General features: G+C 59.7%; 22 protein-coding genes. 8 read left to right on the plus strand and 14 right to left on the minus strand.

Going from position 1 to position 22483, the window contains the following annotated elements:
* Positions 1–37 precede the first annotated feature (37 nt).
* The 12 genes from O6760_RS31455 to trbB form a co-directional block, all read right to left on the minus strand.
* Entirely contained in the window at positions 38–742 is a 705-nt protein-coding gene (locus O6760_RS31455; protein ID WP_209181200.1) for an autoinducer binding domain-containing protein, read from the minus strand.
* 71 nt (positions 743–813) lie between these two features.
* Complete coding sequence (gene trbI / locus O6760_RS31460; RefSeq protein WP_209181199.1) at positions 814–2118, minus strand: IncP-type conjugal transfer protein TrbI; 1305 nt, start codon at positions 2116–2118, stop codon at positions 814–816.
* Positions 2115–2582, minus strand: a complete 468-nt coding sequence (gene trbH / locus O6760_RS31465) for a conjugal transfer protein TrbH (RefSeq protein WP_209181198.1) — start codon at positions 2580–2582, stop codon at positions 2115–2117. The genes trbI and trbH overlap by 4 nt, the downstream gene beginning before the upstream one ends.
* Before the next feature lie 4 nt (positions 2583–2586).
* Positions 2587–3369 (minus strand): P-type conjugative transfer protein TrbG, encoded by a 783-nt coding sequence (gene trbG, locus O6760_RS31470; RefSeq protein ID WP_269586464.1) that lies wholly within the window; start codon positions 3367–3369, stop codon positions 2587–2589.
* Between the two features lie 118 nt (positions 3370–3487).
* Positions 3488–4150 carry a conjugal transfer protein TrbF gene (locus O6760_RS31475; protein WP_209181241.1) on the minus strand — a complete coding sequence of 221 codons (663 nt, stop codon included), beginning with the start codon at positions 4148–4150 and terminating at the stop codon, positions 3488–3490.
* Between the two features lie 8 nt (positions 4151–4158).
* On the minus strand, positions 4159–5325 hold the full coding sequence (gene trbL / locus O6760_RS31480) for a P-type conjugative transfer protein TrbL (protein WP_209181196.1): 1167 nt from the start codon (positions 5323–5325) through the stop codon (positions 4159–4161).
* Positions 5306–5509: a hypothetical protein gene (locus O6760_RS31485; protein WP_209181195.1), complete on the minus strand. Its 204-nt coding sequence runs from the start codon at positions 5507–5509 to the stop codon at positions 5306–5308. Before O6760_RS31485 ends, trbL begins: the two co-directional genes overlap by 20 nt.
* A complete protein-coding gene (trbJ, locus tag O6760_RS31490) occupies positions 5506–6303 on the minus strand; it encodes a P-type conjugative transfer protein TrbJ (protein ID WP_209181240.1) in 798 nt (265 codons plus the stop codon). Before trbJ ends, O6760_RS31485 begins: the two co-directional genes overlap by 4 nt.
* On the minus strand, positions 6275–8722 hold the full coding sequence (locus tag O6760_RS31495) for a conjugal transfer protein TrbE (protein ID WP_209181194.1): 2448 nt from the start codon (positions 8720–8722) through the stop codon (positions 6275–6277). The genes trbJ and O6760_RS31495 overlap by 29 nt, the downstream gene beginning before the upstream one ends.
* 6 nt (positions 8723–8728) lie before the next feature.
* The gene (locus O6760_RS31500) at positions 8729–9028 is read right to left on the minus strand and encodes a conjugal transfer protein TrbD (protein ID WP_209181193.1); all 300 of its coding nucleotides are present in this window, start codon (positions 9026–9028) and stop codon (positions 8729–8731) included.
* Entirely contained in the window at positions 9021–9392 is a 372-nt protein-coding gene (locus O6760_RS31505; RefSeq protein WP_209181192.1) for a TrbC/VirB2 family protein, read from the minus strand. The genes O6760_RS31500 and O6760_RS31505 overlap by 8 nt, the downstream gene beginning before the upstream one ends.
* A complete protein-coding gene (gene trbB, locus O6760_RS31510) occupies positions 9382–10353 on the minus strand; it encodes a P-type conjugative transfer ATPase TrbB (RefSeq protein WP_209181191.1) in 972 nt (323 codons plus the stop codon). The genes O6760_RS31505 and trbB overlap by 11 nt, the downstream gene beginning before the upstream one ends.
* A 518-nt stretch (positions 10354–10871) precedes the next feature.
* Between trbB and repA the strand changes: the two genes are divergently transcribed.
* The 3 genes from repA to repC all read left to right on the plus strand — a co-directional run bounded on the left by repA (position 10872) and on the right by repC (position 14794).
* A complete protein-coding gene (gene repA, locus O6760_RS31515) occupies positions 10872–12083 on the plus strand; it encodes a plasmid partitioning protein RepA (RefSeq protein ID WP_209181239.1) in 1212 nt (403 codons plus the stop codon).
* Positions 12084–12291: 208 nt separating this feature from the next.
* Positions 12292–13296, plus strand: a complete 1005-nt coding sequence (gene repB / locus O6760_RS31520) for a plasmid partitioning protein RepB (protein ID WP_209181190.1) — start codon at positions 12292–12294, stop codon at positions 13294–13296.
* A 193-nt stretch (positions 13297–13489) separates the two neighbouring features.
* Entirely contained in the window at positions 13490–14794 is a 1305-nt protein-coding gene (repC, locus tag O6760_RS31525) for a plasmid replication protein RepC (RefSeq protein ID WP_209181189.1), read from the plus strand.
* 28 nt (positions 14795–14822) lie between these two features.
* On the opposite strand, the gene O6760_RS31530 is transcribed toward repC, so the two are convergent.
* Together O6760_RS31530 and O6760_RS31535 are read right to left on the minus strand one after the other, a co-directional pair.
* Positions 14823–15038 (minus strand): hypothetical protein, encoded by a 216-nt coding sequence (locus O6760_RS31530; RefSeq protein ID WP_209181188.1) that lies wholly within the window; start codon positions 15036–15038, stop codon positions 14823–14825.
* A gap of 87 nt (positions 15039–15125) precedes the next feature.
* Positions 15126–16067, minus strand: a complete 942-nt coding sequence (locus tag O6760_RS31535; RefSeq protein WP_209181187.1) for a recombinase family protein — start codon at positions 16065–16067, stop codon at positions 15126–15128.
* Between the two features lie 282 nt (positions 16068–16349).
* Between O6760_RS31535 and O6760_RS31540 the strand changes: the two genes are divergently transcribed.
* The 5 genes from O6760_RS31540 to O6760_RS31560 all read left to right on the plus strand — a co-directional run bounded on the left by O6760_RS31540 (position 16350) and on the right by O6760_RS31560 (position 22250).
* Positions 16350–17456, plus strand: coding sequence for an RHE_PE00001 family protein (locus O6760_RS31540; protein WP_269586401.1), 1107 nt, complete (start codon positions 16350–16352; stop codon positions 17454–17456).
* A 70-nt stretch (positions 17457–17526) separates the two neighbouring features.
* Positions 17527–19164 carry an ATP-binding protein gene (locus tag O6760_RS31545; RefSeq protein ID WP_269586402.1) on the plus strand — a complete coding sequence of 546 codons (1638 nt, stop codon included), beginning with the start codon at positions 17527–17529 and terminating at the stop codon, positions 19162–19164.
* 66 nt (positions 19165–19230) lie between these two features.
* Positions 19231–20655 (plus strand): ISNCY family transposase, encoded by a 1425-nt coding sequence (locus O6760_RS31550; RefSeq protein WP_269586403.1) that lies wholly within the window; start codon positions 19231–19233, stop codon positions 20653–20655.
* Between the two features lie 341 nt (positions 20656–20996).
* Entirely contained in the window at positions 20997–21377 is a 381-nt protein-coding gene (locus tag O6760_RS31555) for a YkvA family protein (protein ID WP_152508017.1), read from the plus strand.
* A 27-nt stretch (positions 21378–21404) separates the two neighbouring features.
* Positions 21405–22250 (plus strand): DUF1194 domain-containing protein, encoded by an 846-nt coding sequence (locus O6760_RS31560; protein WP_152508016.1) that lies wholly within the window; start codon positions 21405–21407, stop codon positions 22248–22250.
* The last annotated feature ends 233 nt before the right edge of the window (positions 22251–22483 follow it).

Below are 22483 nucleotides of genomic sequence, written 5' to 3' on the forward strand. Positions count from 1 at the left end.
AATGTTCGAGACGAATGACGAACCCACGCCATTGATTCTAAATCAGTCCGAGACGAATGGCAGTCGACGCCGCATGCCGGTTGTTGGCGGCGCCGAGCTTCCGTGTTGCTTCATCGATATATGAGCGAACCGAGCGATAACCAATGCCGAGGGTGTCAGCGATGTCCGGCATCGACATGCCGTCGGCGAACCATCTCAGGCACTCCGCTTCTCTCGGGGAAAGATGTATGTCGGCTCCCATGCACACATCCTGAGCTATGCGGTCGAGACGTGAATGGACGAAGGTCACGGCGACGGCTGCGGTAACCGGATCAATCTTTTTGCCGACAGAAATCTCAGGCTCTCCGTTCGCCAGCGTAAATACCATGCGGTCCTTGAAACCGACCGGGACGGAAATCGACAGGCCGGCCCGGATATCAAACCGGGCGGATTCGGCGAAGAACCTTATGACATCCCGTCTGCCCGCCCGTTTGGCCTCTTTGGCAGACCAGGTGAAGATCGGCGGTCCGTGCTTCGCACGGGTGACCACGGGGTCGATCCTCAGATAGTTTCTTTTCACGTAGAGCTCTTGCCACTCGCGCGGATAATTGGACACGGCAAAGCTCTCCTGGCCGCGCAGATGAACATAGGCGAAGTAGTCGAACCCGGCGTCTTCGCAGAAGCCCCGCAACGCACGCCGCGCCGCCCGCTCTTCGAGCGGCAGGGAGAGCGTATCGATCAAATGGAGGAGCAGCTCATTCACGTGTGTATTGGCCCGTGGCGTTAAGGCGCGACGCGAGGCGCTCCAACGCGACGCAAATGGGGATCGAAGACCTATTGGTATGCGTTGGGAAACACGATGTCCTGGTCGACCAGGACGTTGAAGCGATAGCCTGGCCTAATCTTAAGTGTCGGCTGCAAATTGAGGTTCTTTGACACGGTCTGCTCCGAAATCTGGCTGAAGGTCTCGGCAAAAGACCGTCGCGCCGCATCGGTGGAAGTGTTACCATTCAGCGTATTGCCCTGATCCTCGGGCAACAGCATTTCGGTGCCGGCGCCGATCAGAGCTACCAGGATCGCCGATCCGAAGGTGCGCAGATAGTGGTTGTCGACCTGATCGTGGAAACCGCCGTAGCCGGCGCCGTCAGTTCCGGCCATGCCTCCGATCTGCAGGGTCGAACCGTTCGGGAAGATGATGTCGGTCCAAACAACGAGCACCCGGTTCTGCCCGAACGTCACCTCTGAATCGTAGCGCCCGAACAGCTTTGCGCCCTGTGGGATCAACAGCCGCCTCCCTGTCGCGCTGTCATGGACATTCTGCGACACCTGCGCGGTGATGCGGCCGGGAAGATCGGAATTGATGCCGGTGATCAGCGTGGCCGGAATAACCGAGCCGCGCTTCAGCTCGAACGGCGACATTTGCGGCACCACGGAGTTCGGCAGATAGCCGAGGTCCGCGATGTCCTGGTTGAAGAACTGCTGTTTGGACGCCTGCCCGTTCGGGTCGGCAGCCTGGCCGATGCCGGATTGAAGAGCGGCGCTATAGAGATCGAGCGCACTCGCCGGCCGGTTCGCGGCCGTCACTCCCGTTTGCTGAGACGTCGGCGTCGCCGCAGCATTCGTGTTTTCGAGGTCCTTCAGGTTGACTGCGATCGGAGAGTCGAAGGCGGCACCTTCAGCCTGGATGCTCGCCATCTGCTGACGCTGATACTCTCTAAGCACCTGTTCGTCCTGTTCGCGCTGCAGCCGCGCCCGCCACACCTCTTCCGGCTCGAGCGTCGGCTGAGGGGCGGTTACGACGGTCGGCGTCGGCTCTGGTTCCCGCTGAAACGGGTTTCTCGGTCGCTCAGGCTCCTCGCTTGGTGTCGGCTGGACCACGACGGGCTGTGGCTCGCCGATGATCCCGTCCGGCACACCTTGCTTCAGGCGCTCAGCGTCGTTGGAAGCGGGCCGCGCTGACGACGGCTCGATTTGCGGATCGCCCCCGAACTGCAACCCTCGCGACGACAGCCCGTAAAAGATCACCGCCAGAAAGATGACGACCAGCAGGATGGCGACGATCACTGGTACGCGATTGAGGCGCCTGATGCGCGGTCCGTCTTGCGGACCGGCGCCGCCGAGTTTCAGGGACTCGGTCATGATGCGCCATCCGATCCGCGCTGCATGACAGACAACGGGCTGGCCGGTGTCGCGCCCGTGGCGCTGAGCGTGTACATGCGGGTCAGCTCGACCTTCAGGGTCGAGAGCCGCACCAGCATGCCGCCCTCGAAAGGATCGATCGAATAGGCCAGCGGCGTCACCGCGGTTCCCTCGGTCGCCTGATCGGTGACAACGGCATAGCCACATTCGCGAAGCGCCGCCTCGAGGGCCAGGCCGAACAGGGTGTCACTTCCGCGCAGCTTGATCGTGGTCGTGCCCGGCCCGACCTGCTCCGCCAGCCGCCCCACCATGTCGCCGGCAATGGCATTCGCCGATTCCGGCGTGAGTTGGGCCGTGACTTCGCTCCGGATGAGGCCGGGTCCACTCATCGTCTGGCACGCAGCCAGCATCGTCAGGAGCACCAGGGCGGCCGGGAGACGGAGCAGGTTTCTGATCGCGCGCATCGCCCTACCCTCCCCGCCGGATCGTGATCTTCTGCTGCTGCCGGCCGACGCCCGACACCAGGATCGCGCGATCGATGTTGTAGTCGACGACCATCATCGCGCCGTTCATGCGGTAATTGACGATCCGGTTCTCACCGCCGGAAACGACGAACAGGACCGGGGCCTCCTGCCCTGACAACGAGGACGGAAACTGGATGTAGGTCTTCATCCCGTCGCTGTAGATCCGGGTCGGCCGCCAACGCGCCGCGCCGCTGATGTGGAATGCGAAGTCCAGCTGGTCGGCGGGCACGCCTGCGCCCGGCACAACGCTCGCCTCGATGCGCGCATTGATTTCAGCAAACCGCGCATTGATGTCTTCAGGATAATCGAAGCCGACGCGGGCCATATATTGGCTGTGATGCGATTTGAGCTGAATATGATAGGTCCGCCGCGAGGTGGTCACGACCATCGAGGTGACCAGACCAGCTTCGGACGGTTTGACGATCAGGTGAATCGCCTGCCCGCTCGGCGCACCGGAGGTTGCCGGTTCGACCTTCCAGCGCACGGTGTCGCCAAGAAGGACGTCGCGCAAGACCTCCCCGGCCTGAAGCTCGATATCGCAGACCTGCAGCGGCGAGCAGACGACTGACGGCTGAACCTCGCCGTAAAGGAAAATCACCTTGCCGTCAGCGCCGCGCGTCACGACGCCCTGCCGGTGCTGCCATTGGCCGGAGAGCTGCGTGCCGCGCGCTTCGTTGCTTGTGAGCTGCTGTCCGTATGCGGGCAGCGTAGCGGCCGCGATCATCATGCCGGCGCAAAGCGCGATGCTGCGGATTTTCTTTTTTTTCATTCACCTATCCTCCGGGGCCCATTCAGGTGGGCCGCATGTCTTTGCCCCAGACGTTGCCGTCTGGCGCCAATGCGGCTCAGAGCTGCGCCGTCCAGTCAAAATCCTTCAAGTAAAGTCCGATGGGGTTGAGGCGGATCACCGCCTCGTCCTGCGGCGGGGTCAGCGTCACGGTGGCGACACCACGGAACCGTCTGGTCGCGAGCTCCTTGCCCTGCCGATCCCGCTCATACTCAGTCCAGTCGATCTGGTAGCTCTGATTGGAGAGCGGCACGATATTGGTCACCTCGACCGCGACGGTCAGAGACCGCGCGCGGTCAAACGGTGAGTTGCTCCGGAACCAGGCATTGACCTTTTCGGTCGCCGGGTCGGGCGACCTGAGATGCGCATAAGCCCGATCGATATATTGCTTCTGGACGACGGTGTCGGGCGTCACCGAGCGGAAGTTCGATACGAAGCTCCCGAGCGTCGCGCGCACGACGCGTGGGTCCGCGTACTCGATCTGTTGCGGGAACCCTGTCGTTGCAGCCGTGCCGAGCTTGTCGACCTCGACGACATAAGGGACCAGCTTGACCTGCGTGCTCTGATAGAGCGCGTAGGAAAATCCGATGACCGCCATGAGCATGCCGGTCACGCCAACGATCCTCCAGGCTGCGGCTGCCTTCACATATGACCCGTAGCGCTCGTTCCATTCCTGGCGTGCGGCGAGGTAGGGATTTTCCGGAATAGTGGTTCTGGCCATGGTTTCTGTCACGCTTTCTCGTCACGGTTCGGTCGGGAGGCGGGACGGCCTTGGGACTGGCCAAGCTTGGCGTTGGCAAGTCCAAGGGTCGAAGCGCCCCACGTGCCCGGAACACCGATCGCCTTGTCGCGGGCGGCCGAGGCGGCGGCACCGCCAGCGGCGTCCATGCCGCTCGCCATGCCCTTGAGAGCCGCGCCTCCGAATGAACTGCCGGCGGCGCGGGCATCGGAATAGGCCGCCGCCCCTGCCCGCGCCCCGCCCACGGCCAGCGCCGCGCCGCCTGCCGCGAAGCTTGCCGCCTGGGCCCCGTGACGGATGGTCTCCATTCCGCCCGTGACCGAGACGCCCTGAACCATGCCCTGCACGATGTTGGGGACATACATCGCGATGACGAACACCACGACAGAGATGCCGGCGATCGCCAGCGTCGCCAGAAACTCGTCGCCCGTCGTCGGCGAATTGGCGAGGTTGATCAGAACCTCAGACCCGATCCGCGCGATCATCACCAGCGCCATCAGCTTCATGCCGACGGAAAACGCATAGATCAGGTAGCGGACCGAGAAGTCCTTGGTGAAGCTCGAGCCTCCCAGACCGAGCATGATCATGCCGGCCAGAAGCCCGACATACATCTCCACCATGACCGAAACGAAGATCGCCGCGACCAGGCTGAAGCAGATGACCGTGATGACCATTGCGAAGACGGCCGCGATCGCCAGCGCGTTGTCCTCGAACAGGCCGAACTGCGCCTTGGCGGACATGGCGCTCGCGACCTCAAGCCCTGCATTGAACACGTTCGCGGGGGAAGCCGAACCGCCGTCGGCGCCGATCTGGAACAGGCTGTCGACGACCGCTTTCGTAAAATCCGGACCCTGTTCGAGAATGAAGACGAATAGACCGATGAACATGATGCGGCGGACAAGCTCGGCGAACCAGGTGTCGAGAGACGCCGCCGAGATCGCCAGCCACACGGCGGCGATCCCGACCTCGATGCCGGCGAGGATCCAGAACAGAGACCGCGCCGCGTCAAGGATCGTTGTTTCCCAGCCCTGAGCGGCTGTCGCGATCTCGTTTTCGAGACTGGTCAGCAAGCTGCCTTCCTGGGCCAGTGCGGGATTGGCCCAGAGAGAGACGCCTCCGATCAGGATAAGGGCGAGCCTAGTTTCCGGACGTGCCATCGGCCCCGCCTTCCGACTTACCCCAGCGCGGTCGCATCTCCTGGCCGCCCTCGAGATCGAAGTGCTGCCGTTCCGGCGCGGCGGCCGCCGCCGGCGCTTCCGGTTGTGTGGTTACGTTCCAGACAACGATGCCGACGACGACAACGACGATCGCGCAGATGGCGATGATGAAGAGCCTGATCACCAGCGCGGTTCCATCGTCTGTCCGCCGGATGTCGACGGTGTGGTCGAATCGAAGAACTCCTCACGGCGATTCTGCGCGAGGTCCTTTGCCGCTTGCTCGGACTGATACCAGGTGCCCATCATCGTCACCTGTTGCGACACGAGCCCGCGCAGCTTCTGTGCCTGGGCGACCTGCTGGGCGGCGATCTCATGGCCGACCTGCAGCGCCTGCATCTGGCCGACCGAGGACTGCGACATCGACCGGAGCTGGCTCATCGTCGATTCCTCGGAGCTGAACTGGTCGGCCGTCAGTCCCGCCGCCCTGAGTGTCGCTCCGATCGTGTCGCGGTTGGTGTCGGACCAGTCCTGATAGCTCGACGAGAAGGTCTGCCCGTTGGCGAGGTCTGACTTGAAATCGGCAAAGCTCTCGAACCGCTGCCGCAGCACGTCATCGGCATTGCCCATCGAGAAGGCGATCGATTGACCCTGCTGGACGAGGCTCTGCAACTGCATCAAATCGCTTTCGACCTGGCCCCAGACATGGCTCGGCAGCGTCAGCGTGTTCTGCAGCATGTTCTCGTAGATCCTCAGCTGGTTCTGGATCTGCTCGGCGAGCTGCGTGATCTGGGTGACCTGATTCTGGATTTGCTCGGCCGACTGGCCGACGAGACCGACCAACTCGCCATTGTTGAGGATCTGCGTGAATTCCGTCGCTCCGAAGAACCCGCCACCGCCAGCCTGGGTGCTTGTGACCGACGAGGCTGAGAGGATTACGGCTATCGCAATCCTAGCTGTGCGTGAGAATGCGCTTGGCATCATCCACTCCCCTTTCCTCCAGCCAGGCCGCCGGCCATTCCTCGCCATGCGCCTCGCTGAGCTGATCAATGCGTTTGAGATTGTCCTTGCCCGAAGCCCCGACGAAGGCGAGCGCAACGGGCCCGAGCGACATATCGAAAAGTCGCCGGCCTTCGGGCGAGGCGACGTAGTATTCGCGCTTGGGAATAGCCGTGGCGACGATTTCGATCTGCCGGTCGTTGAACCCGATCCGTTCGTAGAACTCGCGCGTGCCCGATTCCCGCGCCGCTCCATTAGGCAGGCAAATCTTGGTCGGGCAGCTCTCCTTCAAGACATCGATGATGCCGGACTGCTCCGCATCCGAGATCGACTGAGTGGCAAGGACGACCGCGCAATTGGCCTTGCGCAACACCTTCAGCCATTCCCTGATCTTGTCGCGGAACATCGGATGGCCGAGCATCAGCCAGGCCTCGTCGAGGACGATGAGGCTTGGGCTCCCGGTGAGGCGCTTTTCGATCCGGCGGAAGAGATAGAGCAATACGGGCACGAGATTGCGCTCGCCCATATTCATCAGTTCCTCGACCTCGAAAGTCTGGAACGATCCAAGCGTCAGACCATCCTCTTCCGCATCGAGGAGCTGACCCATCGGCCCGTCGACCGTGTAGTGCTGCAGGGCGGTCTTGATCTCGCGCATCTGCACGCCACTGACGAAATCGGACAGCGAGCGCCCGCGAGCGTCCGCCAGGAGACCGATCTGCCGGGCGATCGCATTGCGGTGGTCCGGCGTGATCGTCACACCCTGCATTGCGACGAGCGTCTCGACCCACTCGGCGGCCCACGCACGATCACCATCCGTCGAGAGCTCGGCCAGCGGGCAGAAAGCGAGCGCTGTCCCCTCCCCTGCACCGATCTCGTAGTGATCTCCGCTGGCGGCCCTGGTCAGCGGATAGAGCGACTTGCCCTTATCGAATGCGAAGATCTGCGCGTGCTCGTAGCGCCGGAACTGTGCGGCGATCAGCGCCAGCAGTGTCGACTTGCCCGATCCCGTCGGGCCGAAGATCAGCGTGTGACCGACGTCGTCGACGTGAAGATTCAACCGGAAGGGAGACGAGCCGCTGGCGACCTGCATCAGCGGCGGGGCGTTGGGCGGATAGAACGGACATGGCGCGACGGCGCTACCCGCCCAGACGGAATTGACCGGAATGAGATCGGCAAGGTTGCGGGTGTTGATCAGCGGTTCGCGGACATTTGCGTAGCTGTTCCCCGGCAGGCTGCCGAGATAGGCCTCAGTGGCGTTGAGGGTTTCGATGCGGGCGCCGAAGCCTTCCGCCTGGATGAGCCTCCGGACGGCCTCTGCCTGATCGCGCAAACGGGCTTCATCCGTGTCGAACATCACGATGACGGGCGTATAATAGCCATAGGCAACGAGTTGAGATGATGCCGCGGCGATCGCGTCCTCGGTCTCGGCGACCATGGTCATGGCGTCCTGGTCGACCGAACGGCTCTGGGTCTGAAAGAGCTGATCGAAGAAGGGACGTACCTTTTGCTGCCACTTCTTGCGGGTGCGCTCGAGTTTTTGCCGCGCTTCCTGGTCGTCAAGGAAAATGAACCGGCTTGACCAGCGATAGGTCAACGGCATCAGGTCGAGCGAATTGAGGATGCCGGGCCAGCTCTCGGCCGGAAACCCGTCGATGCCGACGACGGCGAGATAGCTGCCATCGACCATGGGCGAGAGCCCGTGATGGAATTCGGCCGTCACCAGCCAGTCGAGATACATCGGGATTGCCGGCAGTCTGACCGGATAGTTCCCGCCGAAAATGCAGAACCGGATGAACTGGAAGAGTTCGTCGTAGCGCGCTTCGTCGCCGCTCTCCGGATGAACGACCGTCCGCGTGACCATGCGGCGGATCATCAGAACATTACCGAGATATTGTTCGACCTCCCGGATCGAGGTCTGGAAAGAGGTCAGCACCCCGTCGGCATAGGTTTGCGACCGACTTCCTTCGTCCGAATAGACGTAACGGGCCATGGCCGAACGGCGCGGCTCCGGCGGCCGATAGGTCAGGATCAGCGCATGCTGGCTTTCGTAGTGGCCGCGCTCGGCCATGAAATGGTCGCGACGCTGCTCGTCGATGGCGCGGGTCACCGGGTCGGGGAAATGGCAATCCTCGCGCGCGGGATAGGCCGTTGTGGGGACGCGAACCGCCTCGACCTGGATCATCCAGCCCGACCCGAGCCGCGAGAGGACGGCGTTGATCTGCCGCGAGACCTCGTTGCGCTCGATATTGGTGGAGCTCTCTGAATCCGGCCCGGCGAAATACCATCCGGCCATCAGCGAACCGTCCTTCAACAGGATGACCCCGTCGGCAACCAGACCGGCATAGGGCAACAGGTCGGAAAAGGACGGTTTTGAGTTCCGGAATTGCTTGAGGGCCACCATGGTCGGTCAGTACCTCCGCCAGGGTGACGATGTCGGCCGATAGCTCGGCCGGTATCCGATGTGGCGCAGATAGACCTGCCGCATCATCGGGTCGGCTTTCGCCATGATGCGCAGCACGCCGACAACGCTGATCCAGATCGCAATGCCCAGCAACACCGAGAACCAGGTCAGCACGACGAAGATCAGGATGACCGTCGCCAGACCGGTCACGAGCACGAGCTCGCGGTCCGCGCCCATCAGATGGTTCGGCCGCGACAGCGCGCGATGGATCCGCGCGGTAGCGAGGGGAGCAACGGATTCAGCCATCGCTCCCCTCCCCCGCCGCACTCAGGTCCGCCTGACCAGGGAGATCAATCGAGGCGCCCGATGCGCCGAACAGACCAACGATCTGCGTTGCGCCAAGCAGGATGCCGGCGACGAGCACGACATACATCAGCCGTCGCGCGAAATCGTTGAGCTCGCCGCCGAAGATCAGCATGCCGCCGGCGACCGCGACGGCGGCAAGGGCGATGAAGCCCGCCACCGGCCCCGTGATCGATTCCTGGATCGTCTGCAAAGGCCCTTCCCAGGGCAGGCTGCCGCCGGAGCTGGCAAGCGCCGGCGTTGCGGCGGCGCAGGCGACGGCAATCAAGAGCCCCATAGTTACGGGGCGGCGGAACTTATGCGGCATGGCTGTCCTCATCGATCTGTGCGTGATGTTCGGTTTCGTAAGTCGCACCGTCGAAGCCTCTGAGCCGCATCACATCGCGGACACGGCGACCTGTGGCGGTGCGTTCGATGGAAACGACGAGATCGACCGCTTCCGCGATGACCTCGCGCATTGGCTGTTGGCTCGCTTCTGCGGTGAGCTGCTCGAGGCGCCTGAGGGCGGAGTGCGCGTTGTTTGCGTGGATTGTCGTAATCCCGCCCGGGTGACCGGTGTTCCAAGCCTTCAGGAGCGTCAGCGCTGCACCGTCCCGAACCTCGCCCACAATGATCCGGTCTGGCCGAAGACGCATCGTGCTCTTGAGTAGCCGACCCATGTCGACTGTGTCCGTCGTGTGCAGGCAAACCGCGTTCTCCGCCGCGCACTGGATCTCGGCCGTGTCCTCGAGGATAAGCAGACGGTGCGCTGGCGTCTCGCTGACGATCTCGGCGATCACCGCGTTGGCCAGGGTCGTCTTGCCCGACCCGGTGCCACCCGAGACAACAATGTTCAGCCGATCATGGACTGCGTGACGGATCAGGCTGGCCTGCAGCTTGGTCATGACGCCGCCCGACACATAGTCCGACAGCGGGATCAGCCGCGAGGCACGTCGGCGGATCGTGAAGCTCGGTGCGCTCACGACCGGCGGCAAGAGGCCTTCGAAGCGATGGCCGTCGATCGGCAACTCGCCTGAGATGATCGGCTGCTCCTCATCGACCTCCGTCTGCAGCGCATGGGCGACGCTGCCGATGATGATCTCGGCAGCTCCGGGCTTGAGCTCACCAATGCGCGCGATCCCCTCCCCCAGCCGTTCGATGAAGAGCCGTCCGTCCGGATTGAGCATCACCTCGACGACATCGGCGTCTTCGAGCGCGGCGCAGATCGTCTCGCCGAGGGCATCGCGCAGCTTGCGGATCAGCCGTGACCGGGAGGACGACGCAGTCATTGCGTCTCTCCTCTCGGTGCAATCCGGGCACCGTCATTTCGACCAAACAAGGTTTGCATCACATCCGCCACTGCTACTCAAAGGTGAGTTGTGGCTTTTGATGCATGAGATGGAATCGGTCATCCCGGCAGTTCTGCCGGGATCGTGCCTCGATTGGCGCTGGAACGGTTTCTGGCTGGGGCTTTGAGGCGACTCACTTTGCTGAGTCGGGTTCGAAATTGGCGGAATTCTGCGAATCTCGGCTTGTCGATGTTTGCCGATCGGAAGATTTATCGATGGGCCCCGGCAAATATGCCGGGGAAAGAATCTGGCGACGTTTTTACGAGTTCTGCGATAACAGTATGAAAGATAAAAGGAAAATAGCCCTCTTGGTAGCGACTTTCGGATTTGCAGCCGACTCGTGTTAAGGGCTCGTTAACCAAAATAATCTTGCTGGGCCACGCTTCCTGGGTATGATCACGGAAATTCGCCCGTTCTGCGAAATAACCGTGATTGAAGAGATTAGCGTGAACGCTCCGATGCAGATTAACAGATCAGACCTTCCTGATGTCGACGATGTAATCGGCGCTCACGCTGAACTCCTCGGCTCGCAGTTGCATAGCATCAGCGAAGCGCTTTTCCCTCCTGCGGCAAGCAAGGCGCTTCGAAAATTCACTTCGGGCGAAGCGGCGAAATTGATCGACGTTTCGGATTCGACACTGCGTAAGATGTCATTGGCCGGTGAAGGTCCGCAACCGGAGACAACGACAAACGGGCGACGCCTGTACTCCCTCTCAGACATAAACGAGATACGGCGGATATTCGCGAGAAACGCCCGTGGACGCGAGGCGATCGAGTTCGTTCCGCATCGGCGGGAGAACGAGCATCTCCAGGTACTCGCCGTTACCAATTTTAAGGGCGGCTCAGGCAAGACCACCACCTCCGCGCACCTCGCTCAGTACCTGGCGCTTCAGGGGTATCGCGTGCTCGCTGTTGACCTTGATCCTCAAGCGAGCCTGTCCGCGCTCTTGGGTGTTCTCCCCGAATTGAATGTCGGCCATAACGAGACGCTGTACGCGGCGATCCGATATGACGAAGATCGTCGGCCACTAAGTGATGTTATACGCAACACGTATTTCGATGGTCTCGATCTCGTTCCCGGCAATCTCGAACTCATGGAGTTCGAACATACGACGCCGAAAGCTCTCGCCGATGGAAGTGCGTCCGACGGCGGGGCGATCTTCTTCGCGCGGATCGCAAGTGCCCTCGACGACGTAGCTGATGACTATGATGTTGTGGTTATCGATTGCCCTCCTCAGCTCGGGTTCCTGACCCTCAGCGGCCTTTGTGCTGCTACGTCGATGATTGTCACGGTTCACCCGCAGATGCTGGACGTATCATCGATGAGCCAATTCCTTCTGATGACCCGTGACTTGCTTGGGGTGGTTCGTGACGCTGGAGGACAGCTGAAGTTCGACTTCGTCCGATATTTGCTGACGCGCTACGAGCCGCAAGACGCTCCACAGACGAAAGTGGTTGCGCTGCTTCGTAATCTTTTCGATGACCATGTTCTCACCAACCCGATGGTCAAGTCAGCCGCGATTTCCGACGCTGGCCTGACGAAACAGACGCTATACGAGATCGGGCCGGGCAACCTGACGAGAAGCACATACGATCGTGCAATGGAGTCCGTGAGCGCCGTGAACGGTGAGATCGAAGAGCTGATGCGTGCTGCCTGGGGGCGGTCATGACGAACGCGGCCTGCCTCTCTGATGCGAGCGTGTTGGGAGCTCCCAACACGCGACGTGTTTTCCGAAGTAAGGAGCCAACTGCTGCGGTTGTTGGGAGCTCCCAACACATTCGGCGCACTGTCGGAGCAACTGTCCAAATACAGAGTTGTTGGGAGCTCCCAACAAGCCCCCTGCCCCGAAGCGGATGGCCAAACTCGGGTGTGCACTCATGAGCCGAAAAGACGCAATCAACTCCCTCTATCTCAAGAAGCCGGAGCCGGCTGCTGGCGAAAGCGAGAAGCCGTCGGAGCGCGTACGCACCGGCGCTATATCGGCGATGGGAACGTCCCTGAAGCAGATGACCGATGGCGCCAAGCTGGCGACCCGGCTGCAGGAGCAGCTCGAGAAAGGCGATGTCGTCGTTGAAATCGAACCCGATACGATCGAACAGTCTCCTATAGCAGATCGCATCCCGACTGATGTTGATCCGGCCTTTGACGAGCTCGTGCAGTCCATTTCAGACAATGGGCAGCAGGTCCCAATTCTCGTTCGGCCAAGTCCTGCGGGACAAGGGCGATTCCAGATCGCATATGGTCGCCGCAGGCTAAAAGCCGCGAAGATGCTCAACCGGCCGGTGCGGGCCATAATCCGAAAGCTCACAGACCAGGAACTGATCGTCGCACAAGGTCGTGAAAACCTTGATCGCGAAGATCTCTCATTCATAGAGAAGGCGTTCTTTGCCAAAAATCTGGAAGACTCCGGCTGCGATCGGTCGACAATTGTCTCGGCGTTGTGTTCGGACAAGGCTGACGTCAGCAGATACATAGCTGTGGCACGCCGCGTCCCGGAACACTTGGTGAAACGCATCGGACCAGCACCAAAGGCCGGCCGTGCGCGCTGGCTCAAGCTGGCTGACGGGCTCGAGCATGCCGGAGATTCCTTCGAGGCGGATACTATCTTCAGCGATGAAAAGATCGCCGGAGCCAATAGCGACGTGCGGTTTCAGGCTGTTCTGCGCGCGGTTGAGCCCAAGAAGACGGGGAAGAAACCCGCAAGCTCGAATATCTGGAAAACGCCAACCGGAAAGCGTGCGGCCAAGATAGAGGACCGCAACGGCCGAACGACGCTCACTTTCGAAGACAAGGTCGTTCCGGAGTTTGCGCGGTTTGTCTCTGCGCAACTCGACGACCTTTATCGAGAATTTCAATCCAGCAGAGAGGAGGGCCGCGACTGAATCAACGGCCGGAATTTCCGGCGAAAAGGAAACCCGGCAAAGAAAAAGGCCGCCGAAATCGCTTCCGGAAGCCCCTTCTTTAGTCTCAGCAGCTAGAGAATCGCACTTCCGAGAATCACAGTCAAGGCTCTTTTGAGCCATGAGCGCCTTTTCGGCGAGCAGTTTTCTATTGCCTAGCGATAGGTGAAAGAAAATGCAGACGCATATTGCAACGACGCCCTTTGGGCGCCGGGCGATGACGCTTGGCCAAATGGCAAGCCAAGTCGCCGCGAAATCCATACGAGAAGGTGCGACGGTCGAGAAATGGAAGGTCTTCCACACGATCCGCGATGCCAAGGAGCCACTGGGTGCCACCGATCGCGCTTTGGCGATCCTCAATGCGCTCTTGTCCTTCCATCCGGAGAATGAGCTTACGGCCGAAGGCGAGCTGATCGTATGGCCCTCCAATGAGCAATTGACCGCTCGGGCCAATGGCATGTCGCCGGCGACCCTTAGACGACATCTGAGCTGCCTGGTCGACTGTGGGCTGATTATCCGCCGCGACAGTCCCAATGGTAAGCGGTTCGCGCGCAGGGGTAGGGGCGGCCAAGTCGAGCAGGCCTATGGTTTCGATCTCTCGCCGATCGTCGCGCGCGCCGAAGAGTTCGCGGAACTCGCTGAAGCCGTCCAGGCCGAAAAACGCGCTTACAAGGCCGTGAGAGAGCGCCTGACGCTATTGCGCCGGGATATCGTCAAGATGATCGACGCCGGCCTTGAGGAGAGCGTACCGGGCAATTGGGGCCTGATGACGCGCACTTATCAGGATATCATGGCCAAGCTGCCACGGACGGCGCCGCGCCAGGTTCTGGAGACCATCTGCGAAGATCTGGAGCTGCTCTGGGCGGAAGTGAATGAAGTGCTAGAATCATTCACAAAATCACAAAATATGAGCGCCAATGAGTCTCATTCTGAGCGCCACAAACAGAATTCAAACCCAGACTCCAAATCTGAATCTGAACAAGGCTCTCGAAAAAGAGAAGAAGCGAGCGGCACCGCCGAGGAAAACAGCAACCTGCGGAGCTTGCCGAAGCGGGAGTTGCCTTTGGGTATCGTGCTGGATGCGTGTAGCGATTGGCGACAGCTGGCGAAGGATGGTGAAATCCGCAACTGGCGAGACTTTATTGCGGCCGCGGAGGTGGGCCGCGTGATGCTTGGGATCAGCCCGAGCGCATGGCGGGAGGCCTGCGAGGTTCTCGGCGACCAACATGCCACGATTACGCTCGCCGCGATTTATCAGCGCAACGAACAGATCAATAGTCCCGGCGGCTATTTGCGTAGCCTGACCGACAAGGCGCGGGAAGGGAAGTTCTCGGCCTGGCCGATGATTATGGCGCTGTTAAACGCGAAGCTTGAAGCGGACAAGGCGGCTGCTAAAGCGCCGGCCACGGGAGCGGGCCGGGAAGGGGGCTATGAGATGTCTGATGCTCTTCGCCAGTCGATGAAGAAGTGGGATTCATGACGTGGATCGGGGCAAGAGGGCCGGTGCGTCAGTCGGTATCGACAAGACAGTCGAAAGCATCGAGCAGGGCGTCTACGATCGTCTGACCGAGGGCGTTTGCCGCATCGGCAATCCGGCTTTCGTCGCCTGTCCGGGCGGCTGTGGCGAGGCTCGAACCCTGCTCCACAATGATGCCATTGGCGCGGTCCATGGCCCATTGCGCAAAGTCCTCGCGGCTGTTGATGATCAGCGTCTCTGTTTCCATGCGCGTGCGCTCCAGGCTTTACGGTTTGTTTGCCATGTTTTGGCTAGGCTCGAGATGCGCGATTTGTATTGCGTTCGCGCTTATTGTTCACCCCGGCATTTCTGTCTCGACAGCGTCGATCAGGCCGCTGCGTTTTGCGCGATCAAGGAGGTTTTTCACGGAAGAGGGCGCCCATTTCGTTCCTCCGCGCGGCGTGCGTTCGTGCAAGCGCTCTAGCTGGTTGGCGATTTCGCGCAGTGTGAGATCCGGATTGGACGAATGGATCCCGGCGACCAGGGTCATCAACCGGTCCTCGGCCGGCCGCGGCGGCGATTTCCGCAAAAGCGACGCATCGGCCATACCTTCCGAGACCATCCATTTGACTGCCCGACGCAGGCGTTCCGGCGTCCAGTCGAAACCGCGCTGTTTGAGAACACGGGCGATGTCGTCCCAGGTGTGGTCCGGCCGCATCCGCTTCACCGTTGGAAGCCATTGTGAGGCCGTGGCCTGAAGGCGTGCCCCATAGGCCGCTTTCTGCGCCAACTTCATCTTCGAGAGCATCTCCGGCCGGCGCTCGCGGATGCCAGGATTGCCAGGGAGACGACCTTTCGCCTTAGCCGCCTGGATCCCGGCCTTGGTGCGCTCGGAAATCAACGCCCGCTCGAGCTGGGCCACGGCGCCGAGCACTTGCAGCGAGAACATGCCTTGGGGCGTGCTGGTGTCGATCGGATCCCTCAGCGATCGAAAATGCGCACCCTTTGCCGTCAGGTCTTCGATGACATCCAGCAGATGGCTGACGGATCGTGCCAGGCGATCGAGCCGCACCACGACGAGCGTGTCGCCGGCACCGATGTCCTGAACAAGCCGTGAGAGGGCAGGACGGGCGCGAGAAGCTCCGGAACCGTGTTCCTCGACGATCATTTCGCAGCCGGCCGACCGCAGCTCCATTTCCTGCGCCTGGGTCGCCTGCTCGTCCGTAGAGACGCGCGCATAGCCGATTAGCCGTCCCTGTGGTCGACGAGACGTGCGATTCTGGGTGTCAGCGGCCATTTGCAGCGCCTGGGAGATGATCGAGAGCCGGTTTTCCAAACATAGAAGATACCGATAACTGATCATTTGTAAACGTCTCTTGAGTGCCTTTCTAACATCTGAAAGCGCCAAAAACCCCGGGAAAACAGGCTCTCTCGTCGATCGGAGCGCCGATTGCCGGGTCTCTGTTCAATCCCGAAGGCCGCAGCGTTCTTTACATATAGAGGGGCTGAAGAATTACCGGTGTGACGGAAGCAAGAAGCGTGTTAACTTCCGTATGATAATTGAAGCGCCGTGTTATCAATGGTTTATGATATCGGAAAATTGACCCATGAGACCCTTCTGGGGCCGATTGCGGCCGCGGAGGATGCGCTTGCCCGGCTTGATGAGCGGGTCGCCCGGTCCGAGGTTGGGGCCGGCTTTGCCGAGCGCGCCGACTTTTTTGATTCCGTCTCCAGTATGTGGATCGGCGGCGAACTCGTCCATCTCGAGGACCTTGTTCTCCACGACGCACAGATGGACATTCGCGCGCCCAGCCACGAGCTCGTCATCGCGCACCGCATTGTGAGGGCGCGGCGCCGGGTCTCGAGGAACGATCCCGGCTGGGCGGTTTCGCGGTCAGGGATCATGGCGTTGGCCGGTGTCGCGGAAGAGACCTCCGTCGAAGCCGAACCCGTCGACAGGGGAGGGGAGGGGGTCGAGCTCGACTTGATCCATCACGAACCACTGTCTCCCGAGTTGGCCGAGATCGATGACGTCCTCGCTCGCACCCAATGGCTGGTCGATGGCAATGCGGCCGTCGAACAAAAGAAGCGAGAACCCGCGTACAGTATCGGTGAGCTGCTCATTCGCGATCCGGATTGGGATGAAGGCGAGCGGATTGGCGAATGGCTCGAACTGGCCAAGAAGGTCGAGCGGCTTCCGGCCACGCTGGCCGCAGCGGTTCTTTGGGATGCCTGGGAACATCTCGAACCCCTGCAGCGCCAGCACTGGCTCGGACTGTTGCTTGTTTCGGATTACCTGCGATTGCGCGGTAAGGTCCGATCACACTTGTTGACGTTCGCGGTCGGGCTTCGAGAGATTCCCCGCGAGCGTCGCCGTGCCCGCGATCGAACGTCGCGGCTTGTCGCTTATCTCGACGCGATGAGCGCGGCCGCCGCGGCCGGGATGAAGGACATCGACCGGCTGGCACTAGCGAAACGGCAGCTTGAGCGGAAGGCTCTGGACAAGCGGTCGACGAGCAGCCTTCCGGTCGCCATTGACCTGTTCTTGTCGCGCCCGATCGTGTCCGCGCATATGGTCGCTAAGACTGCGAGAATTACTTCGCGTGGGGCCTTGAACCTGATCAGCGAACTAGGAGTGCGCGAGATAACGGGCAGGGGGCGCTACCGAGCGTGGGGGATACTCTGATGTTCACTGGTTTGACGATGGACCAAGAAAAACTCACCGTCTATGTTCGCTTTTAGTTGGGGGATGAAGGATGCCATCTTTAAAATCGAACTTGGTTAAAAGAATTGATCGGCTGCCAAAACCGGCCAACGCCGCCGATGCTATGCAGCCTCTTTTTGAGGCGGTCAGTAATTCGATTCACAGTACACAGGATCGATTTAAGGACAAGGTCGCAACTGGGGGGAAGATCATCGTCACGCTGACCATGGAAGGTCGTCAGGCACCCGAAAGGATTATCGTCGAGGACAACGGCGTCGGACTGGATGGAAAGAACTATGATGCCTTTACGACAACAGACACCGACAACAAAATTGCGCGTGGAGGGAAGGGTGTCGGACGTCTCTTGTGGCTCGATTGTTTTGAAGAGATCAGCGTGAAGAGTACGTCATTTGAGGATGGGACTGAAAAGCAAAGGTCGTTCAGCTTCGTGCTGTCGCAATCGGATCAAATCCAAGAATACGAAGAGAACGAAGTTGAAGCCACTCATGCCAACACAGGCGTAATGATTGAGTTTGGAGCGCTCCAGGACAATGGCTATCGCGCCAAATTCCCGGGTCGCGCCGCCTATGTTTTTCAGCACTTCACCTCGCATTTCTTGCCGACCTTCATTGGAAAGCGCTCTCCGATCATCACCGTGCACTGCGGTGACGAAACCCGCCACTACCCTGAAGAGATCAACTCGATCATTCATCGACGCGAGACGATCGAAAATATCCCGACCGAAGAGTACGGGCCGCTGACTCTTACGCTCATGGAATGCGACAAGGTTGCCAGCTCAGATCTTCAAGGCTCGCACTTCGTTCATTTCATCGCTCATGATCGAACGGTCCACTCCCAAAAGATCGACGGCAAGTTAGGGCTGAAATATTTTGGGGCCAATGAGGATAGAGTGTTTCATGCCGTTCTGATCGGCAAATTCCTCGACGATAACGTCAATCAGGAGCGCACCAAATTCCAGTTTGAAGACGCTGTCCTTGAACGCATCGTGAATGACGTTTGCGCACCGCATATAGAAAAATTCCTCGCGGGACCGCTGCAAACACTGCGGCAAGACCAGCGGACGCGCGTCAAGGCAATCACGGAATCCTACCCATCGGTAGCCTTCGGGGATGTTGATGAGCTCCAGGAAAAGCTCCCGTCCGGCGAGCTTAACGATGATGCCATCTTCGGACATCTGTCACGCGAGCGATATCGCAGAGACCAGCGTCAAGCCGAAAAGATTCGCGCAGTGCTTGAGAGGCTAAAGGAGCCGACTGTCGATGTAGATGCGTTCGCGAACGCGATCGAAGCTGCCGGCAAGGCGATAGAGGAAGCCGAACAAAAAAGCCTCACGGAGTATATTGTCCGGCGAAAGGTCGTGCTCGATTTCATCGAGATCCTACTTGAGAAGGTTCGCGACGACACGCGCGACAGCAGTTACCAGCGTGAAGACATCCTCCACTCCTTCATCTGTCCGATGCGTGTGAACACCTTGGCCGATGGCAGCCGAAAGGTGGTTGCTACGGCGTCACATGACTTATGGATCATTGATGAGCGATTGACCTTTGCCCAGTATTTCAGCTCGGATGAGGAGTTCCATAACCTGTCTGATGCGGTCGCTAGCTATAGCAGCCATTTAGTAATGCGACACTTGGGCCAGTTAGAGATGCGACACCTCCCGTCCGTCTGACGCTGGTCAATATCAACGTTGGAAGGAAGACTGGCTTCGGCACGCCTAAGCGCTGACGGAGCTGCAATGTCTTTGATCACCATGTCGCAACATGAACTAAACCGGCTGGAAGCCATCCAGAAGATCCGCGATCGAAGATTGAGTATCGTTGACGCTGCCAGGCTTCTGAGCCTCAGCCGGAGCCAGGTCCATCGGCTCTTGCAGGCTTACGAGCGTGACGGTGCCGCTGGTCTTGTTTCCGGCAAGCGTGGCCGTCCCAGCAACCGCCGTCACAGCGACGAGTTTCGCAATGCCGTCCTCGACCTGGTGCGCGAGCATTATCACGACTTCGGTCCAACCCTGGCCCGTGAGAAGCTGCTTGAGCTTCATCAGATTGCCGTCGGCAAAGAGACCTTGCGCCAATGGATGACGGAAGCTGGTATTTGGAAGTCGCGGCGCGAACGCAAGCAGCGGATCTTTCAGCCGCGCGGCCGGCGCGATTGCCTCGGTGAACTCGTCCAGATCGATGGTTCGCATCACTGGTGGCTCGAGAACCGCGGCCCCAAATGTGCCTTGCTCGTCTACATCGACGACGCGACCGGCAAGCTGCTACATCTGCGTTTTGCGTTATCCGAGAACACCTTCGACTACCTCCTGGCAACTAAGGCCTATCTGGAACAATGGGGAAAGCCGCTTGCATTCTACAGCGACAAACACGGGGTTTTCCGGACCACACATGCGTCCGAGATGGACCGGACCAGCGGGCTAACGCAATTTGGCCGCGCTCTTTACGAGCTCAACATCGACATCATCTGCGCCAACACCCCGCAAGCCAAAGGCCGGGTCGAGCGCGCCAACAGAACTCTTCAGGACCGGCTGGTGAAGGAATTGCGTTTGCGCGGTATCAACACGCTTGAAGAGGCCAACGCTTTCGCTCCGGAATTCATCGCGGATTTTAACCACCGTTTTGGCAAGGAGCCGCGCAATCCGAAGGACATGCATCGCCCCTTGGCCGATCATGAGAACCTGGATGGCGCCATGTGCCGGAAGGAGATCCGCACGGTGTCGCAGGCTCTGACGCTACGCTATGAGAAGGTGATTTTCATTCTGGATCCGACGGATTACGCCAAGACACTGCCCCGCCAGAAGGTGATCGTCTGCGACTATCCCGACGGCCGCCTGGAGATCATGCACGAGGGCACCCTTCTCCCGTACAGAACATTCGATACCTTGCGGTCAATTCACAGAACCAGGGTTGTTGAGAACAAGCGGTTGGACGACATTCTGTCGGTTGTGGCCGAGATGCAGGAAGGCCGGGAGCAGCACCGGCGTCGGCATGGCCCCTCTCGTGCCGGTCAGAAGGACCACATGTTCGGCATCCCGGACGGCAGCGTGAGCAACGGCTATCAGAAGCGTGGCCGCAAGCCCGGACGCCGATCGGATTTCATGAATGATCCGGAAGTGAATGCTAGAAGGAAGAAGGCGCTGGCGAGGATAGAAGCGGCGGAGTGATCGGCCAATATCGGTCCCATCCTCTAAGTGATGCTACGCGCAGCTGGATATTGCAATGCACTATTTTCTGTATTGAGCACAGGTGGACAACCGCCCCAGCCGGGCGCAGAAAACGGGACGGCCTGGTATCTTCGTTGAGATTTTCATTCAGTTTCAGCTGGATCGTCTTTGCTATGAATAAGCTTCGAAAGTCTTGCACTGGTCCTGATCGTCCTCGTTAGTCCAGTCGGCGCGCAGTTGAGATATTGGTCAACTCGCAATATGGATGATGAACGCATAATCAGCTATCTGAATAATATGGATGCGCTCGTTCAGAAAGCACAGGCGAGCAAGAATACCGAATGAGCTGGAACCTTCGCGATTGGGCACGGATCATAAAGCGCGACGTCGCTGCTCTTTGCAGCGCGAGCCGAGATCCGCGTGTTCCGTGGTACGCGAAGGCCCTCGCCATTGTCGTTGCTGGCTATGCCCTTTCCCCCATTGACCTAATCCCCGACTTCATACCCGTACTTGGTTACCTGGATGATGTCGTGCTTCTGCCGCTCGGTATTTATTTCGTCATTAAGCTCATTCCACCCGAGATCATGGCGGAGCACCGGGAACTAGCAGCCGCTGCCGCCGAACGACCGGTTAGCCGTATCGCTGCCGCGATTATCATCGCATGCTGGGTTGTGGCATTTGCTCTTACGATTTGGTTCTTGCACGGTTACTTTTCCACATAGCATTCAGACACAGCTTGGAGCATCGCTATGACCGACCGCGCCAGAGGAACAGCCGCCAGAAAAGAAAAGCAAAAACACCGCCTCTATCAGGCGCGAACAGCCGCATTAACCGTTGCCCTAGGTGCAGTCCTGTCTGTCCAGTCACAGAGGGCTCAATCAGAACCAATTCCGGTGGATGTGCAATTGGTTTTGGCGGTGGACGTATCGAGTTCGATGAGCCGTGAAGAGCTCGAAATCCAGCGCTCGGGATATGTCGCTGCGATTAAAGACCCGCTTTTTGTAACAGCGATCCAACTTGGAGCGACCGGCAGGATTGCCGTTGCCTATGTGGAATGGGCCGGACCCGACTTTCAAGTCCTCACTATGCCATGGCAGATAATCGACAATTCGGAAACAGCGCAGCGCTTCGCAGATGACCTTGCGGCCAAGCCGCTGACAGGAGGAACCGACACTTCCATTTCCAAAGCATTGCTTTTTTCGGCATCGCTCCTCTCGAAATCGTCCTATCAGGCCATGCGCAAAGTCATCGATGTTTCCGGCGACGGGCCGAATACTACTGGGCCATACATCGTGCCAACTCGTGACGCCGTGATCGCTGAGGGGATTACGATCAACGCGCTGCCTTTGCTTCTCAATCCCGCTCCGTCGGAGATATCCGGTGAGGTGGAACTCATGCGCTATTTTGAGAGCTGTGTTATTGGCGGTCCTGGCGCATTCGCCTTTCCAGTTCGCAACACGGACGGTCTCGTTGCAGGGATTAAGCGCAAGCTCATTTTGGAAGTCGCTTCGGCCGGACCACATTTAGTGACCGTTTCGGCATCAGATTGGACTTCAGCCGATTGCAGAGTTGGGCAAAGAGAATTCTACGAATGAACTCAAATCGTTCATTCCAAGATGCTATGCACCTTCAAAATCTTTCAAGATGGCCCGCATTACGAGTTCGGGCTGACAAAGTCCGAATAGGTCCTCAATCACCCGCCCCCTCACCTCCCTTGCAACCCGGCCCAGCCGGTCGGATCGGGGGCTGGCCGCTTCAGCGAGCGGCAAAGTCTGACTGTCGCATTTCTATCGGGCTAGCGACGTCGCGTTTCTAAACAGCTTTGACA

The organism is Roseibium sp. Sym1, from assembly GCF_027359675.1.
GTDB lineage: Bacteria > Pseudomonadota > Alphaproteobacteria > Rhizobiales > Stappiaceae > Roseibium.

Coding starts and splice junctions, on each gene's coding strand:
- trbI (WP_209181199.1), bottom strand. CDS start 2,118: ATGACCGAGTCCCTGAAACTCGGCGGCGCCGGTCCGCAAGACGGACCG.
- trbH (WP_209181198.1), bottom strand. CDS start 2,582: ATGCGCGCGATCAGAAACCTGCTCCGTCTCCCGGCCGCCCTGGTGCTC.
- trbG (WP_269586464.1), bottom strand. CDS start 3,369: ATGATGATCGCGGCCGCTACGCTGCCCGCATACGGACAGCAGCTCACA.
- O6760_RS31475 (WP_209181241.1), bottom strand. CDS start 4,150: ATGGCCAGAACCACTATTCCGGAAAATCCCTACCTCGCCGCACGCCAG.
- trbL (WP_209181196.1), bottom strand. CDS start 5,325: ATGGCACGTCCGGAAACTAGGCTCGCCCTTATCCTGATCGGAGGCGTC.
- trbJ (WP_209181240.1), bottom strand. CDS start 6,303: ATGCCAAGCGCATTCTCACGCACAGCTAGGATTGCGATAGCCGTAATC.
- O6760_RS31495 (WP_209181194.1), bottom strand. CDS start 8,722: ATGGTGGCCCTCAAGCAATTCCGGAACTCAAAACCGTCCTTTTCCGAC.
- O6760_RS31500 (WP_209181193.1), bottom strand. CDS start 9,028: ATGGCTGAATCCGTTGCTCCCCTCGCTACCGCGCGGATCCATCGCGCG.
- O6760_RS31505 (WP_209181192.1), bottom strand. CDS start 9,392: ATGCCGCATAAGTTCCGCCGCCCCGTAACTATGGGGCTCTTGATTGCC.
- trbB (WP_209181191.1), bottom strand. CDS start 10,353: ATGACTGCGTCGTCCTCCCGGTCACGGCTGATCCGCAAGCTGCGCGAT.
- repA (WP_209181239.1), top strand. CDS start 10,872: ATGCAGATTAACAGATCAGACCTTCCTGATGTCGACGATGTAATCGGC.
- repB (WP_209181190.1), top strand. CDS start 12,292: ATGAGCCGAAAAGACGCAATCAACTCCCTCTATCTCAAGAAGCCGGAG.
- repC (WP_209181189.1), top strand. CDS start 13,490: ATGCAGACGCATATTGCAACGACGCCCTTTGGGCGCCGGGCGATGACG.
- O6760_RS31530 (WP_209181188.1), bottom strand. CDS start 15,038: ATGGAAACAGAGACGCTGATCATCAACAGCCGCGAGGACTTTGCGCAA.
- O6760_RS31535 (WP_209181187.1), bottom strand. CDS start 16,067: ATGGCCGCTGACACCCAGAATCGCACGTCTCGTCGACCACAGGGACGG.
- O6760_RS31540 (WP_269586401.1), top strand. CDS start 16,350: ATGGTTTATGATATCGGAAAATTGACCCATGAGACCCTTCTGGGGCCG.
- O6760_RS31545 (WP_269586402.1), top strand. CDS start 17,527: ATGCCATCTTTAAAATCGAACTTGGTTAAAAGAATTGATCGGCTGCCA.
- O6760_RS31550 (WP_269586403.1), top strand. CDS start 19,231: ATGTCTTTGATCACCATGTCGCAACATGAACTAAACCGGCTGGAAGCC.
- O6760_RS31555 (WP_152508017.1), top strand. CDS start 20,997: ATGAGCTGGAACCTTCGCGATTGGGCACGGATCATAAAGCGCGACGTC.
- O6760_RS31560 (WP_152508016.1), top strand. CDS start 21,405: ATGACCGACCGCGCCAGAGGAACAGCCGCCAGAAAAGAAAAGCAAAAA.